Source organism: Flavobacterium sp. GW821-FHT11G01 (assembly GCF_058808175.1).
The window spans coordinates 57,444-72,998 of sequence record NZ_JBXARK010000013.1 but is presented as its reverse complement, the minus strand read 5'-3'; the positions used below and the strand labels follow the sequence as shown (position 1 = coordinate 72,998).

The 15,555-nt window shown below is 33.6% G+C and carries 14 protein-coding genes; 9 read left to right on the top strand and 5 right to left on the bottom strand.

Features of this window, described 5'->3' with window-relative positions; all coding sequences use genetic code 11:
- The first annotated feature begins 357 nt into the window (after positions 1 to 357).
- The 5 genes from AC1RRN_RS19810 (at position 358) to AC1RRN_RS19790 (ending at position 3,545) form a co-directional block, all read left to right on the top strand.
- The gene (locus AC1RRN_RS19810) at positions 358 to 612 is read left to right on the top strand and encodes a hypothetical protein (protein ID WP_492968959.1); all 255 of its coding nucleotides are present in this window, start codon (positions 358 to 360) and stop codon (positions 610 to 612) included.
- Positions 613 to 700: 88 nt separating this feature from the next.
- Positions 701 to 1,921, top strand: a complete 1,221-nt coding sequence (locus AC1RRN_RS19805) for a DUF763 domain-containing protein (protein WP_492968958.1) — start codon at positions 701 to 703, stop codon at positions 1,919 to 1,921.
- 125 nt (positions 1,922 to 2,046) lie between these two features.
- Positions 2,047 to 2,616: a helix-turn-helix domain-containing protein gene (locus AC1RRN_RS19800; protein ID WP_492968957.1), complete on the top strand. Its 570-nt coding sequence runs from the start codon at positions 2,047 to 2,049 to the stop codon at positions 2,614 to 2,616.
- A gap of 34 nt (positions 2,617 to 2,650) precedes the next feature.
- Positions 2,651 to 3,010: a nuclear transport factor 2 family protein gene (locus AC1RRN_RS19795; RefSeq protein ID WP_492968956.1), complete on the top strand. Its 360-nt coding sequence runs from the start codon at positions 2,651 to 2,653 to the stop codon at positions 3,008 to 3,010.
- Between the two features lie 61 nt (positions 3,011 to 3,071).
- Positions 3,072 to 3,545 (top strand): hypothetical protein, encoded by a 474-nt coding sequence (locus tag AC1RRN_RS19790; protein ID WP_492968955.1) that lies wholly within the window; start codon positions 3,072 to 3,074, stop codon positions 3,543 to 3,545.
- Positions 3,546 to 3,595: 50 nt separating this feature from the next.
- On the opposite strand, the gene AC1RRN_RS19785 is transcribed toward AC1RRN_RS19790, so the two are convergent.
- Positions 3,596 to 4,369: a TIGR03915 family putative DNA repair protein gene (locus tag AC1RRN_RS19785; RefSeq protein ID WP_492968954.1), complete on the bottom strand. Its 774-nt coding sequence runs from the start codon at positions 4,367 to 4,369 to the stop codon at positions 3,596 to 3,598.
- A gap of 6 nt (positions 4,370 to 4,375) precedes the next feature.
- Positions 4,376 to 5,635, bottom strand: coding sequence for a putative DNA modification/repair radical SAM protein (locus AC1RRN_RS19780; protein ID WP_492968953.1), 1,260 nt, complete (start codon positions 5,633 to 5,635; stop codon positions 4,376 to 4,378).
- Between the two features lie 300 nt (positions 5,636 to 5,935).
- Here AC1RRN_RS19780 and AC1RRN_RS19775 point away from each other — a divergent pair, with 300 nt between their 5' ends.
- From AC1RRN_RS19775 to AC1RRN_RS19760, 4 genes are all read left to right on the top strand, one after another.
- Entirely contained in the window at positions 5,936 to 6,499 is a 564-nt protein-coding gene (locus tag AC1RRN_RS19775) for a DUF6642 family protein (RefSeq protein ID WP_072974515.1), read from the top strand.
- Positions 6,500 to 6,501: 2 nt separating this feature from the next.
- On the top strand, positions 6,502 to 7,422 hold the full coding sequence (locus tag AC1RRN_RS19770; protein ID WP_492968952.1) for a helix-turn-helix domain-containing protein: 921 nt from the start codon (positions 6,502 to 6,504) through the stop codon (positions 7,420 to 7,422).
- Between the two features lie 69 nt (positions 7,423 to 7,491).
- A complete protein-coding gene (locus tag AC1RRN_RS19765; protein ID WP_492968951.1) occupies positions 7,492 to 7,692 on the top strand; it encodes a hypothetical protein in 201 nt (66 codons plus the stop codon).
- A 40-nt stretch (positions 7,693 to 7,732) separates the two neighbouring features.
- Positions 7,733 to 8,305 carry a pentapeptide repeat-containing protein gene (locus tag AC1RRN_RS19760; protein WP_492968950.1) on the top strand — a complete coding sequence of 191 codons (573 nt, stop codon included), beginning with the start codon at positions 7,733 to 7,735 and terminating at the stop codon, positions 8,303 to 8,305.
- A gap of 106 nt (positions 8,306 to 8,411) precedes the next feature.
- Here the strand turns inward: AC1RRN_RS19760 and AC1RRN_RS19755 are convergent, their stop codons facing one another.
- The 3 genes from AC1RRN_RS19755 to AC1RRN_RS19745 are packed head-to-tail and all read right to left on the bottom strand — an operon-like array spanning position 8,412 to position 15,040.
- Positions 8,412 to 9,977, bottom strand: a complete 1,566-nt coding sequence (locus AC1RRN_RS19755; RefSeq protein ID WP_492968949.1) for a DUF4957 domain-containing protein — start codon at positions 9,975 to 9,977, stop codon at positions 8,412 to 8,414.
- 31 nt (positions 9,978 to 10,008) lie between these two features.
- The gene (locus tag AC1RRN_RS19750; protein ID WP_492968948.1) at positions 10,009 to 11,799 is read right to left on the bottom strand and encodes a RagB/SusD family nutrient uptake outer membrane protein; all 1,791 of its coding nucleotides are present in this window, start codon (positions 11,797 to 11,799) and stop codon (positions 10,009 to 10,011) included.
- A 16-nt stretch (positions 11,800 to 11,815) separates the two neighbouring features.
- Positions 11,816 to 15,040, bottom strand: coding sequence for a SusC/RagA family TonB-linked outer membrane protein (locus tag AC1RRN_RS19745; protein WP_492968947.1), 3,225 nt, complete (start codon positions 15,038 to 15,040; stop codon positions 11,816 to 11,818).
- Between the last annotated feature and the right edge of the window lie 515 nt (positions 15,041 to 15,555).

Below are 15,555 nucleotides of genomic sequence, written 5' to 3'. Positions count from 1 at the left end.
AGAATTTTTATATTCAAAATCTGAAGCAATGAAAAGAGAGAGATATTTTAAAACAGGAATTGGAAGAGAATTTATTCAAAATCTTATTCATAATTTATAGCTAGCAGGGTTTGTATCCGCCGCGGCGGACATGGGTTCAACTCCCGTCCTCGCTACAAAAAACAAACACTTAAACATCAAATGTTTAAGTGTTTTTTATTAGAATTAATTATTTACTATATAAAAAATTACAGTAAATAATTAAGCTATAACTCTAAATAATAAATATCTTTAATACTTTTTAGTAGCATGTTAGAAAAGTTGGTATGCTAGAATTCTCATATTAGAAAAAATTTAAAAAGTTAACACGTTATAAATATGGATATAGTCAAATTTAAAATCACATCAAAAACTATAAAAGTAGAAGTACGTAATTCTAATAATTATGTTTTTAATTTTAATACTGCTTTAGATATTGCAAAAGAAGACAAAGATGTTTTACTAAAATTGTACAATGCATTAGATATTCTTTTTAAGAAAGAAACTCCCACCGAAGTAAAAAACTATATTTCGCCTAATCAAACCAATATTTTAGATCAGATTTCTGCTGTTGATAATTTAGAAGAGGAGTAGTAAACAGTTCCAAATTGGAACATCTTTTTGATCTGATCAGCATTCAAGAGTATTTTATTTATTTTTGTATAAATACAAATCCCACTAAATGAAGCGTTCCGGTACAGCAGATCTTCCATTACATTATGGACATGTTCCATTATGGCTTGCCGAACGAATGGCTAAACTTGGTTTTGCCATTGTAGAAACTATTGCTTTAGAATTTTCTACCTCTGAAGTGATAAACAAACTAAGCAATCCTTTTTGGTTTCAAAGTTTTGGCGCTGTGATGGGAATGGACTGGCATTCTTCCGGGATTACAACTTCAGTTCTTGGAGCATTAAAAAAATCAATAAATCCACATTCAAAAGAACTCGGAATATATATTTGCGGAGGCAAAGGCAAACATTCAATGGCAACGCCTCAGGAACTTTTGTTTGTTGGCGAAAAAACAGGTCTTGATGGTAACAATCTTGCAAATTGCAGCAGACTTACCGCCAAAGTAGACAATACAGCCATTCAGGACGGATTTCAATTGTACCAGCATAATTTTATTGTTGACAATAAAGGACAATGGGCCGTTATTCAGCAAGGAATGAATCCTAACACAAAAACAGCGAGAAGATACCATTGGCATTCACAAGATTTGAAATCTTTTATAAACGAACCACACACCTTTATTTATGGGGAGAATCAAGGTACTATTCTAAATCTTACTGCTCAGGCAGCCGCAAAATCCAGAGAAGGTATTTTAGAATTATCTAAAGAATCTCCAACAAAAATCATGAAAGAAATGCAACATCTTTCCATGCCAGCACATCATGATGTCAGAATGGAAGATGTTAATATGAAAAGACTTGGTGCAATGCTCTGGACAACTCACGAAAACAAACCCGAAGATTTTGAAGAATTATTGCTTTTAAAAGGAATGGGACCAAGAGCTTTACAGTCATTAGCATTAGTTAGCGAAATCATTTATGGCACTCCTACCCGATTTGAAGATCCGGCACGATTTTCATTCGCTCATGGCGGAAAAGACGGACATCCATTTCCTGTTCCTGTAAAAATTTATGATGAAACGATTGATACTTTACAAAGAGCTATTAATCGAGCTAAAATTGGCAATCAAGATAAAATAGAAGCTATTCGGAAATTATCTGAAATCTCAAGAAAAGCGGAAGAAAGTTTTACTCCAAATTCTAATTTTGACGCTCTGATTCAAAGAGAAAGAGACGAATCGCACAAATACGGTGGAAGAACTGTTTTTGGAGATGCTAAGCCTCCTAAAAGAAAACCTGCAAATCCAAATAATCAATTGCAATTATTTTAAACTGGTTTTAATTTTTTACAAAATATTCCCCTATTTATCAAATGTCGTAAAAATGTCGTGAGATAACCGTTATCATATAATGCTTTTTAAAATAATTTTGGAGTAAACTAAAAGATATTTTATTTATGAATTCTATAGGAAAAAAAATTAGTGAAACAAGAAAACTAAAAGGTTTCACTCAAGAAGAACTTGCTGAATTATCAAAAGTAAATTTGAGAACCATTCAAAGAATTGAAAATAGCAAAAACGAACCACGCGAAAAAACGTTGAGCCTGATATGCGATGTACTTCAAATTAATAAGACAGATTTAGAAGAATTAAATAATCTATCTCAAAACAAACCAATTGGAGCTTTTATTATTGATGGAATCTTTTTAATTCTTTTAAATTTACTCCTGATGCTTATTTCCGGATTCTTTACCTTAGATGCTCATGAAATAAACACTAAAGTTGGGGGTATCTTATTAAGTTTTTTCATTTCATTTTTCATTGTTTATTATACACAAAAAATGAAAGCGACAGAACGAGTATTAAAATTTGGAAGTGGTTATTTGATGTATCCAATAGTACTTCTATATGCACAAGGTTTTATGGGCGCATGCAGAGCTGGTTTTAGTTCATGGCTGTTTTCCTGCTTATTAATATCAGTTGGCGTTTTATTCTATGGAAGTGTATTTTTAAAAACAGAGAAATAAAAATAATGTACAGGTAATTCTAAATCAATAATTAATGAATCAATTCGAAAACACAATCAAAAAAGCCTATTCTGCATTTAACGAAAGAAACATCGACAATGCATTATCAACAATGCAACCAGATGTACAGTGGTCTAAAGCCTGGGAAGGCGGTTATATTTCCGGGCACAATGAAATTAAGGAATATTGGACCAGGCAGTGGACAGAAATAAATCCTAAAGTTGAACCAGTAGGTTTCAATGAAAGAGAAAATGGAAGCTTAGAAGTTAAAGTTCATCAAAATGTAAAAGATTTACAAGGCAATTTAATGTTTGACGGATTAGTAAAACATATTTATACTTTTCAAGATGAATTAATCAAAACAATGGATATTGAACTGGTAGAAAATGCTTAATTTTATTTTAGGTACGCTTTTTGTTTTATTACCATTATTAATAATTTAAAAGATTGAAATCATGAAATCATTAAAATATTTATTTGCCGGATTGTTGCTTTTAGCGATTAACTTTTCAAACGCCCAGGTTAATGTAAATGTAAATATTGGTACGCCCCCCGCTTGGGGACCAGTTGGATATAACGATGCACGTTATTATTATTTACCAGATCTTGAAACTTATTATGATGTAAACACATCTAATTATATTTATATCAGTAATGGAAAATGGTTAAGAGCCAGAACACTACCATCTGCATATAGAAATTATGATCTTTACAACGAATACAAAGTTGTTTTAACCGATTACCGAGGAAATGCTCCTTATGATAATTTTAAAACCCATAAAGTAAAATATGGAAAAGGTTACAAAGGAAAACCTCAAAAAACAATCGGTCAAAAACCGGGAAAAGGAAATAATAAACACGAAAAAGATAACGGAAACCATGGAAATGGCAAAGGTCACGGAAATGGTAAAGGAAACGGAAAACATTAAAAAAATTAAGAGGCTTTAAGCCTCTTTTTTATTACTTAAAACGTATTGTATCATTTAAGTTCCGGGATTTTCTCAATCATATGCTTCCAATAACGTTTTGGCATGTGCTGAACATGAAGCTTCATATTTTTTCGTGATTTAATATTGACACTGCTGAAATACTTTCGCCATAAACTCTGAAAAAATTCTTCCTTTTCATCGCAAATTTCAGTTAAGTGTTTAGCTGAATTTGATTTAGAATTAAACTGCAATTCTACTAAAGCAACATTTTCTAAGTCATAATAAATACCATATTTCCTTTTTACATCATAAATTATCCAGCGCTGGTCAGCATAACGTTTTTTAAAATGATTTTCTATCAGTGGTAAAACATCGCAGTCAGGTTCTATAATCGCATAATACAATTGATCTTTAGTGAGTTTAAAACGAACAAAAGCTTCCATTCTGTGTGCCTCTTTTCCGCTAAGTCGGGTCGCTTTTTTTAGATCGAGTACAACGTTGTTTCCAAAATCTTCTTCTACATTTTTTGAACTCGAAAATACATATTGAACAAACCGAAACATGATTTCTTCAATTTGATTCACATCTGATAAAAATGCTTTATAAACCCCTTCAAACCCCTCTGATGAAAGACGTTGCTTTAGACCTTTCAAAACCCGATTTGCCTTTGATACATCTGTTATGACAAAATGATTTTCTGCAAAGAGTAAAACCGCAGATGCTTCTTTTTTGGCAAAAACAATATCTTGAAATTTAAATTCATAAATCTCAAATACCGCTGTGAGCCAGCCTTCATATGTTCCGTCGTAAATTACTTGTGTCATTTTCGATTAAAATAGAGCAAGCTGATTAGAGAAATCATTTTTGTATTTACTTTTTTGGAGATTTAAAATCTGATTCTTGATTTGGATAGAAGTTAAATCTTTCTGCATTTGAAACGGTGTAGCGAAAGCCAGAAAATATTTGGCACGCGAATATGCAATTCCCAGCTTTTTTAAATCTTCCGGAAAAAGTTTTTTGAATTGTCGGGCCGCCACAATTTTTTTAGCACTTAAATATCCAATTCCCGGAATACGTTTTATTAATTCTAAATCGGCTGTATTGACGTCTACAGGAAATTGGTTGAGGTTTCGAAGTGCCCATCCGAGTTTAGGATCAATATCCAGATCCAGATTAGGCTGATTAAATCCTACTATTTCATTAACATTAAATCCGTAATAGCGTATTAGCCAATCGGCCTGATACAAACGATTTTCGCGAATTATTGGAACCGGCGTACCAATAGCAGGAAGCCGATTATCATAACTGATAGGCACATAACCCGAATAATACACGCGTTTCATATTCATCTTCTGATAAAAATAATCGGCCATGCCCAGAATCTCAAGATCACTTTCTTTTGTTGCTCCAATAACCATTTGAGTACTTTGACCAGCCGGAGCAAAAAGCGGTGCTTTATAATTTAGTTTCTTTTCTTCTTTATAACCTATAATTTCATTTTTGAGATATTCCATCGGCTTAATCACATCGCTATGATTTTTATCAGGCGCCAGCAATTTCAGGCTTTGCTCTGTTGGCATTTCGACATTTACACTTAAACGATCAGCATATATTCCGGCTTCTTTCAAGAGTTCGTCACTCGCACCCGGAATTGCTTTTAGATGAATGTAGCCATTGAAATTTTCTTCTAAGCGTAATTTCTTGGCAATTCTAACGAGGCGTTCCATGGTATAATCGGCATTATCAAAAATACCCGAACTCAAAAACAAACCTTCAATATAATTTCTTCGGTAAAAACCTATGGTCAAATCAACGACTTCCTGCACCGTAAAAGCGGCGCGCTTTACATCATTACTTTTCCGGCTTACGCAATACGCACAATCAAAAATACAATGGTTGGTCAGCAAGATTTTCAATAGTGATACACAACGCCCATCTTCGGTAAACGCATGACAAATACCATAACCTTTTGCATTCCCCAGACCTTTGTCTTTATTCTCGCGCTTGCTTAATGCCGACGAACATGAAACATCATATTTCGCCGCATCAGCCAGTATGCCCAGCTTCTCCATCACTCTCTCATTCACCATTTTGCTTTGTTTTTTTTGATTTAGAAATAAATATTCAGTACTTCAAAATTACTGGTTTAGCAGAAAAAAGGATTGGGATTTGTTGTTCTAAATTGTATCTATTTGTCTTACTATGTTGTGGAATATTTAGAAATCAAATTGGGTTTGTCCCAGAATTTTAATTGCTGTTTATTATAAGGAACAATTGCAAAAAGCACGTTAAAATTGGCAACTTGTAACAGTTTTTCCACATAAAAAAATACATTTGTCAAAACGAAAACAAAGAGAGTCTTTTCACCACTCACCTGAAAGTGTACTGTTATGGAGCATGATAAATTTATTTTCTGTCTGGAAGGTGTCCCTGATGTAGATACTTACTTGGAAACTCAAGTGGTTAAAAATCTAGAAGAGATTGCTATTGATCAAGGTATTGCGAGTATTTATAAAACCTGTGATACCATTGAAGGTTTAGAAGAAAGCTTGAATGTATTGCTATATGAAGATCATAATTTTAAAGATTATGAAATCATTTATTTGGTAATGCCGGGTGAACCTAACAACATTTGCCTTCACGATTATTATTATAGTCTTGAAGAAATAGCAGAACTTTTTGAAGGAAAAATGAAAGGAAAAGTAATTCATTTTGCCAATAAGAAAATATTAGACCTCAACGAAGAAGAAGCACAATATTTTCTCGACATAACCGGAGCACGCGCGATTTCAGGTTATGGATCAACTTATAATAAAATAGCAAGCAGCAGTACTATTGATAAAGCTTTTTTTAGTCTGTATCAGGACAATGACGATCTTACCGAAGTCGTTGAAGAATTGTACCAAAAACATTATGCACTTTGTCAATTACTTGATTTTAGACTTTATTATTAAGGATGAAAAAACAAGTAAACGAAAAAATAAAAACTTACGGAGCGAAGGGATTTCGGGAGCGATTTCTTGGTGAAGAAAATCCGATACATTTGTTATTCAAATCGAATTCAGATCATTTTTTTTGTTTGAAAATCGAAGAAATGATGCAGCTTCAGTATACAGTTCCGCCTTCTAAACACAGTTGTTTTACACTGCTTTTTATTACATCGGGCAAACATATTATGAAACTGGGTTATGAGGAATACAGAACGCAAACCAATGAATTTATTGTGGTTCCGGCCGGCCAGATTTTTTCGATAGAACATATTAACAGCAATCATAGTGGTTTTATTTGCCAGTTTCACCCTGATATTCTAATAGGAAAATATGGCACCAGGGAAATGCTTCATGATTTTGATTTTCTAAAAATATCCGGAACTCCTAAAATTACGATTCCGGAAAAGGATGTTGTTTTTATTCTGAATTTATTAAATCGTTTACAAACAGAATATCTTGAAAATGAAATAGCCAATTTAAATATTGTGCAATCTTATTTAATGGCATTGTTTTGCGAGATGAATAAAAATGCGGTCAAAACACCTAAAATTGGTTCAGCAGCTACGGTTCTTTCGAGTAGATACAAAGAACTCCTATATGCGAATATAAAAACACAACATCAGGTTAATTTTTACGCCTCACTACTCAACGTTACGCCAAATCATTTAAACAAATCGGTAAAATCTTCAACTGGCAAATCAGCTACCAAATGGATTGAAGAAACCATTTTATTAGAAGCTAAATATTTACTATTTCAAACTACACTTTCGATAAGCGAAATCGCCATAAAAGTAGGACACGAGGATCATTCTTACTTTAGCAGATTCTTCAAAAAACACGAAGGTTTGACTCCCGTACAATATCGAAAAATGATTGATAAATCCTAATTATTGATTACGAAATCCTATTTAATTCTTTCCTTTTTATTGAAATTTGCCCATTGAAAAAAGCAAATTATGATTTATGTTTTTAAAACGACTGTCGATTCAAAATCAAAATTAGAATTCGCCACAGCGTTACTTTCCGAATTACTACCGCATGCTTCATGGAATTTTGATCTTGAAGATTGTGACAACATTTTACGAATCGATAGCGAAACCGAAGTTTCTGAAATAGTATTACAAAACAACATTTTTGATTGTATCGAATTAGAATAAAATTCCAATCAAACTTCTACTCAAAACTCGCCTATCTATTATGGAAACTACCTTGCATCAAAACAAAACTTTTGATACCGTTGATTATTCGGATCAAAAACTATCGAATAACGAATTTGTAAATTGTGAATTCAGCAATTGCAATTTCTCTAAAAGTGATTTTAGCGCTATTGATTTCTTAGATTGCACTTTTAAAAATTGTAATCTTTCATTAACTATTCTTAAAAATACAGGTTTAAAAAACATCCGGTTTATGGGCTGTAAATTGATGGGATTAGATTTCAGTTCCAGTAACAGTTTTTTGTTTTCAATGCAGTTCCAGGATTGTCTTTTAGACTATTCGACCTTCATTTATAAAAAATTAAAGAAAACCATCTTTATTGATTGTTCTTTAAAAGATGTCGATTTCTCTAATACTGATTTGTCTCTTGCCGTTTTTAAAAATTGCGATTTGGCCAATGCCACTTTCGTGGAATGCATTCTGGAAAAAACCGATTTTCGTTCTTCCAGGAATTATGCTTTTGATCCTTCTGAAAATAAAATTAAACGAACAAAAGTTTCTCATGCTGCACTTGCAGGATTGTTAGGGAAATTTGATTTGGATATTGAGTAGAAACCCACACAGATTAAACATATTTTCCTTTACTTGAACTTTACAAAAACAAAAAAAGGATGCAAAATTGCATCCCTTTTTCAACTAAATCTAAATATGTAATTTGTTATGGTCTCCAACGTGGATCTCCAATTTTATTATCTATCAAAGTTTGATTTTTAACTGTAAAATTACCTGTCGCTGCATCAACAAATTGAGGGTTTAATGCAGTTCCTGCTGTATCAGGTCTATTGTTTGCAAGCGCATTCGGATTACCATTTAAATTTGGTGAATTGTAATAATTATTACTTGTAAACGTTGGGTTAGCCGTAGCAGTTTCTCTCGTATACGGTGCAGGTGTATTTGCAAACAATGTATTTTTAACCGCTATTATATTAGTAACAAAACGTGTATATAAAATTGCATTGGCAGCCGTATTTAACATATTTGGATTATTGATGGTACAAGAATCAATTAATACGTTTGTAGTTAATCCTGTTAGACCAGCATCCATTCTAATGAAGTATCTTGCTGTTGCACAATTATTAAAAGTACTATTTTTAAGAGTAAGCTGCGCTACTTGAGAACCTCTGACATCTATAAATTCTCCTCCAGTTGTCAATACATTTGTAACAATACTATTATCAACTATTATAGAAGTAATTTTAGCAGCAGTTAAGTTTGCACTGATTAATGATACGCCATAATCATGTATATTACAACCACTTATCAAAAGAGCACCGTATGTAACGCTATTATCATTGTATTTCACAACTGAAACTGCAGCTCCGGCAGCTCCTTTGTCTCCTTTTAAATCAAGATCTATTAAACTAAGGTTGGCTGCGCCAGTAGCTAAAACAAAGTTCACATGAAGTTTTGGCGTATTATAGCTACGAAGTCCTCTTAATGTAATTGATTTATTTAAAGTAATTGCTCCTGTTTGATTTGCTGCAGTATAATCACCTGGTTCTAAAACCAATACGGCGCCAGATGCTGCATCAGCAATTTTTTGCATTAAATCGTCGGTGCTTTTAACCAAAATACCTGTTCCTATATCAATTCCTGTTGTAAAAGTAACAACACCTCTCTTTTTAGTACCATTTAATAAAGTAGCGGTGTAAGCCGTTTCTCCTGTAAGTCCGGTAACTAATGCCACACCTGCTGTTTTCTCTGCAGCGGTTATAACATGAGTTATATTTCCAGGAGCAACTGTAATTTGCGTTACATTGCTATTAGGAACCCATCTTAAAGTAACTTGTTTTGCTTCAATATCTGCAGGTTGTACAGGTAAGAAAAGCTGCTCTGATAAAGTTGTTGCAGTTGTCACTGACCATTTTGAATCTGCTAAACCTGTTGTAATTGCTTTTACTCTTATGGCATAAGTGGTTTCACCTTCAAGCTGTACTGTCAATGGCAATTGAGATCCTGTAACTTGTAATGTTTTATAAATTACTTTAAATTCCGGATCATCAGCACTAAATTCTACAGTATAATGATCGGCAGCAGAATTTACAGTCCAATTAAGTTCAACGAAAGTTTGGTTTCTCACTTTTGCAGTTAGTTCAATCGGAGAAAATTCTCTTGTATTTCCTAAACCATCTAATAACTCTTCATTATAACTTTCACAGCTTGAGACTGCAAACGTAAGGAGTAATGTGGCCATTAATCCTTTTAAAATATATTTTGTTTTCATCATAATAACTTTATTAATTTTTTCTAAGATCTTAATAACCGTAATCGTTAGTTAATTGCCCATTACTTCCATCAATAAACACTTGCCATATTGGCCAGAATTGTCTGTTATCAGGATTTACACCTGGTTTATAAAGCGATGCTATCTTTGTATCTGCAGCAGCTCCTGTCCATGTCCATGGAAAAGCTGTATAAGCTACACCAGGATTTGTTGTTTCTCCTCTGTTCAATCCGTAGATATCAAGAGATACGTTATCTGCTTTAAATTTATAATATAAAGTAGCTGGTACATCTGCATACTCTTGCGTATGTGTGGCTAAGTTTGTCATTTTTTGTTTTGCCTGATCTAATTTCGCTTTAAGCAAATTCCAACGAATAAGTGCTTGCTTACGTTCCATTTCTCCAGTAAATTCATATTTATTTTCTTCTACAAGTGCATTAAACATTGCTTCTTTACTTGTTAGCGCATTTACATAAGAATCTACTTTTACAGCCTGAACAGCAGGAGCAAAAGCTCTTCTACGAATTTCTTTTAAATAAGGAGCTGCTGCTGCTGGGCCCTCTAATTCATTAGCTGTCTCTGCCGCAATAAGAAGAACCTCAGCATATCGCATATAAATTTTATTTACACCATCATCATTTGTTGAAGTAACAAAACGAGTCATCCATTCGTAACGGTATTTTCCGAAGTACCAAGTATTTAAAGCACCTAATTCTTGTTTAGCAATATTATTAACGGCTGTTCCATATTTATAAGGAACACACGTTACATCTCTACGAGTATCTTGTTGATCATAATCGTAAAACACAAAAGGAAGTGGGCCTGCAGTACCTCCACGGTTAGCACCATTGGCATGAAACTGGTCATTTGTTGTATGACGAACAGCAAAACTAAACAGCATTCTACCTCTACCATCAGCGAAAGGAAGTTCCCAAAGAGATTCTCCACCTGCTGCAGTAACTTCTTGATTGTATTTTTTCCAGAATGTTTCAAATGATGGCTCTAAATGAGCTTTTCCACTCTCAATTACAGAACGAGACTCATCTAAAGCTAATCTATACATAGCCGCAACAGAAAGTTCAGGATCTGTACTTCTTCTAATTCCGTCAGGATATTGTTGAAATCCACTTGCAGCCAAAGCTAAACGAGCACGAAATCCTTTTACAAATGCTTTATTAATTCTTTCTACAGAATTTGTTGCTGAGGTTTCATTTGGCCAAGGCACTAAAGTAGATGCTTCTCCCAAATCTTTAATGATTTGTTTGTAAACTACATCGCGACTTGATTTAGCTAAATAAATCGTCGCTGAATTGATTGGTTCAAAACGAGCCGGAACATCTCCCCATGCTTTGATTAAATCTGCATAATAAATGGCTCTTAATGTCAAAGCTTCTCCTAGCAAATACCCAAGATCTGTTCCAGGTCTAGGATCACCATATTGACGCAAACCACGGATACAAATATTAGCACGTTCGATTCCTGAATACATCATTGCCCATGCATTATTTGTAGTATTCATTTGTGAGTTAATTGCTTTTGCATCATAAACACACAAATCGGCAGCATCGCCAGCTGTTTGCGAACTATTATACCACTCAGTATCAGTATTCAATCCATAAAAAGGAAGAAAACGACCTCTGTAAGAGTTAGTTTCAGCAAATGGCACTTTTATTCCATCAACCGCACCTTCAGCCAATCCTGCTGTAGAAAAAATTATTGATTCGTCTAATGTCGATTGTGCAGGAGCATCTAAATAATCTTCCTGACAAGAAGTAAAAAGACTTGTTATAATTAGACCTGCTATTATTATTTTATGTTTCATCGTGATAATTATTAAATTAAAAACTTAGGTTTAAACCAAAAACCAATTGTCTGCTACGTGGGTACGCTGAATAATCAACACCCGGCGTAAGTGGAGTATTTCTTCTTGTAGAAACCTCTGGATCTGGACCTGAATAGTTTGTAATGACAAAAACGTTTGTAGCTGTTAAGTAACATCTTACTTTAGTAGCATGTATTGCATCAGTAAAAGAATTTGGCGCCGTATAACCTAAAGTAAGTGTATTAAGTCTTAAGAATGAACCATCTTCAACCGCCCAGTCACTGAAAACAAAACGGCTCATAAACGGAGACCACATTGTTGTATTAGCATTTAATGCTTCTAATTCAGTAGGATTTGTTACTAAAGCTCCTGTTTCAACATTAAGATTTGTCCATCTTTTTCCATCAGCCATTTCTGAACTTAAATTTCTGTATTGCCCATTTTGATTTGATGTAGTAAACTCAATTTTGTTTGCATTATAAATATCATTTCCGATGCTGTAGTTAAATGCTGCTGAGAAATCAAATCCGTAAGCATTAGCATTAATTGCGAAACCTCCGGTAGCTTTTGGATTTGCATCTCCAATAATAGTAAGATCACTATTGTTCACAACCCCATCTCCATTAATATCTTTCAATTTCATGTAACCTGGCTGAACAGTTCCAACAACTGTTGAGGCATTAGCAACTCCAGATTTCAAAGTATAAGTTGTTCCGTTATAATCAAAGTCTGAAACTTCATAACGTCCATCATTTTTGTAACCGTACATTAAACCAATTGGAGAACCAACATTTACAGCATAATCATTTCCGATTTGAGTAGATGCCCAGTTTGTGTTCATCCCAAAATTACTCATAACTCCAAGAGAGTTGATTCTGTTTTTGTTTACACCAATATTAAATGAGAAGTTCAATCCGTACTTTGGCTTATCGATTGCTACAACATTTGCAGTAGCTTCAAAACCTGTATTTTGAGTTTCTCCCATGTTTCTGTATTGGTTATCATAACCAGTTCCGGCTACTGGGAAAAGGATTAAAAGATCTTTCGTTACATTTTTGTAAACCTCTAACGATCCTGTTAATCTACCTTTGAATAAATCGTAATCAAGACCTAAGTTTTGCGTTACGGTAGTTTCCCATTTCAAGTCAGGATTAGCTAATGTTTTAGACGCAGACCAGAAGTTTTCAACACCATGAATCCATGTTGTAGTTGACGATTCAAAGCTTTGAACAGTTTGTCCTACCGGAATATTATTATTTCCAGCTTCTCCGTAACTTAATCTAAGTTTAAGTAAATTAATCCACGATGTATTTTTTAAGAAACTCTCTTCAGATAATTTCCATGCAACAGCTGCTGCAGGGAAAAAGCCCCAACGATTATCATCAAGAAATCTACTAGAACCATCTGCACGATAAGTAGCCGTAAGTAAATAACGCCCTTTATAATCATAATTTGCACTACCAAAGAATGAAAGTAATTTATCATCCGGAAGGTAGTAATTGTCTACAGAGTTTGGTTTACCCTGAGTAGTAAGTTTTTGTGCCTGCTCGAAATCGAAAAATTTTGGAAAACCGTGAATAGTAGTCAGGTTTTGAGTTGATTTAGTATCGATCATCTCTTCTCCAACAAGGAATTTAAGATTATGCTCTTCTGGCAATAACTTTTTAAAATCATAGCTTAGTGTATTCGCATTTCTAAATCTGTTATCTCTGCGATCTCCAAGAGTAAGCGCTGGCATACCTTGATTTTCTGAAGCTGGTACGTTATTTACGTAATAAGTACTACGACCGTAGAAACGATAATCCTGATAGTAAAAATTATCCAATCCAAAATCTGATTTAAACTGAAGGTTTTCAACAATTTTCCAAGAGAAACTTCCTAACATATTAAATACTTTTCTAAATTGCTGACGATCTGCATCTGCAGTAGCAACGAAAGGATTCACTAAATAACTAGAAACTGCTTCATCAGTATTATCTGTTGTTAAACCTGGTAACGGAATCGGAGAATACCCAACGGCATGACGCAAACGAGCATCTGCAGAAGAAACTTCTTTTTGTTCGTTAAGTCCACCACCATTGATTTCTGTATCAGCATAACGCATTGTAAAAGAAAGATCAATTTTATCGCTGGCTTTACTATTTAAAGCTAAAGACAAGTTGTTTCTGTTAAAATCTGAACCTACCATGATCGCTTTTTCATCATAGTGTGCATAGTTAAAATTAAAATTGATTTTATCAGAACCACCACGTATTCCTAAATCACGGCTTTGTACTTCTCCAGTACGACCATAAATTTGTTTTTGCCAATTATCGCCTTTTATACCATTATACAAATCTCTATCTTGCCAATTACCAAAATATTTTGTGTAAGAACTAACATCTCCCGCAGTTGGTGCATCTAATAAAGCATACTCATATTGCCATTTAACAAAATCCTCCGTTGGAAGAACATCAATTTGTTTGGCTAAAGTTTTCATACCATAGAACATATTATAGTTCACTGATATTGCTCCATCTTTACCTCTTTTGGTTGTAATAAGAATAACTCCATTTGCTCCTCTCGAACCATAAATTGCTGTTGAAGAAGCGTCTTTTAATATCGTTTGAGATTCTACGTCAGCAGCAGGAACATCGTTCATACTATTTACCGGGAATCCGTCTACTAATATAAGCGGCGCACTATCCTGCGTTAATGAGCCTCCACCACGAATTCTAATTTTGATCTCAGAATCCGGAGAACCTTCAGAAGAAGTTACCTGAACCCCAGCTACACGCCCTGTAAGAGCTTCAGCTAAATTTGCTACAGGATTTTTTCTTAAATCATTTCCTGAAACTACAGAAACAGCACCAGTCAAATCTGATTTTTTCACACTAGAATATCCAACTACAACAACCTCATTCAGGTTGTTTGAGTCTTCAACTAATGAAACATCAATTTTAGTTTTTCCGGCTAAAGGAATTTCTTTTGTTTTAAAGCCTATAAAAGAAAAAGTTATCACCGCATTTTTAGGATTGGTGAGCTTTAGCTTATATCGCCCGTCAAAGTCTGTCGAGGTACCATTTTTTGTACCTTTTTCTTGCACGTTAACACCTGGAAGGCTCATTCCTGTGGCATCGTTTACCGTACCCTCCAGTGTTACATTTTGCGCACTTACTTTGTTGCTCATGAATAAGCACAATAAGAAAACAACTGCAAAACAACAATTTGTTCTTTTATTAAATAAATCTTTAAAATTCATGGTTTAGTGTTTAAGTTATTAATTGGTTTTCGTTTTAGTGGTTTTTTGTTTTTATATACTCTCTTTTATATGTGGTAATTTTTTATCAACTCAGGAATAGTGCGCTTTTTTAAGCAAAAACATTAATTTTTCTCAGTAGTGCAACATCATGTAATCGATTACACAAACATAAATATTTTTTTTATATAAAAAATTAAAATTCATAAAAATTTCCTAAAAAAAATTATATATGAAAAATAAAGCTGTTTTTTTATGCGACATATGTAATTTATGTTATGAATAAATATTAAATATATTTTTATTAATCATACAATTGTTTTCTATTTGCTAAAAAAACAATCGATTACATAAATAAAATTTAAATAATTATCAGGTGTAAAAATCACACTTAAAGTCAATAAGACAATAAATCTTTTTTTTTAAATCAAGTAGGAAAATAGTACTATTTTAAAATGAAGGAATCTTAATTTGCTTTCTGCAATCATGAACGAATGTTAAAAAGAAGATAATATTGC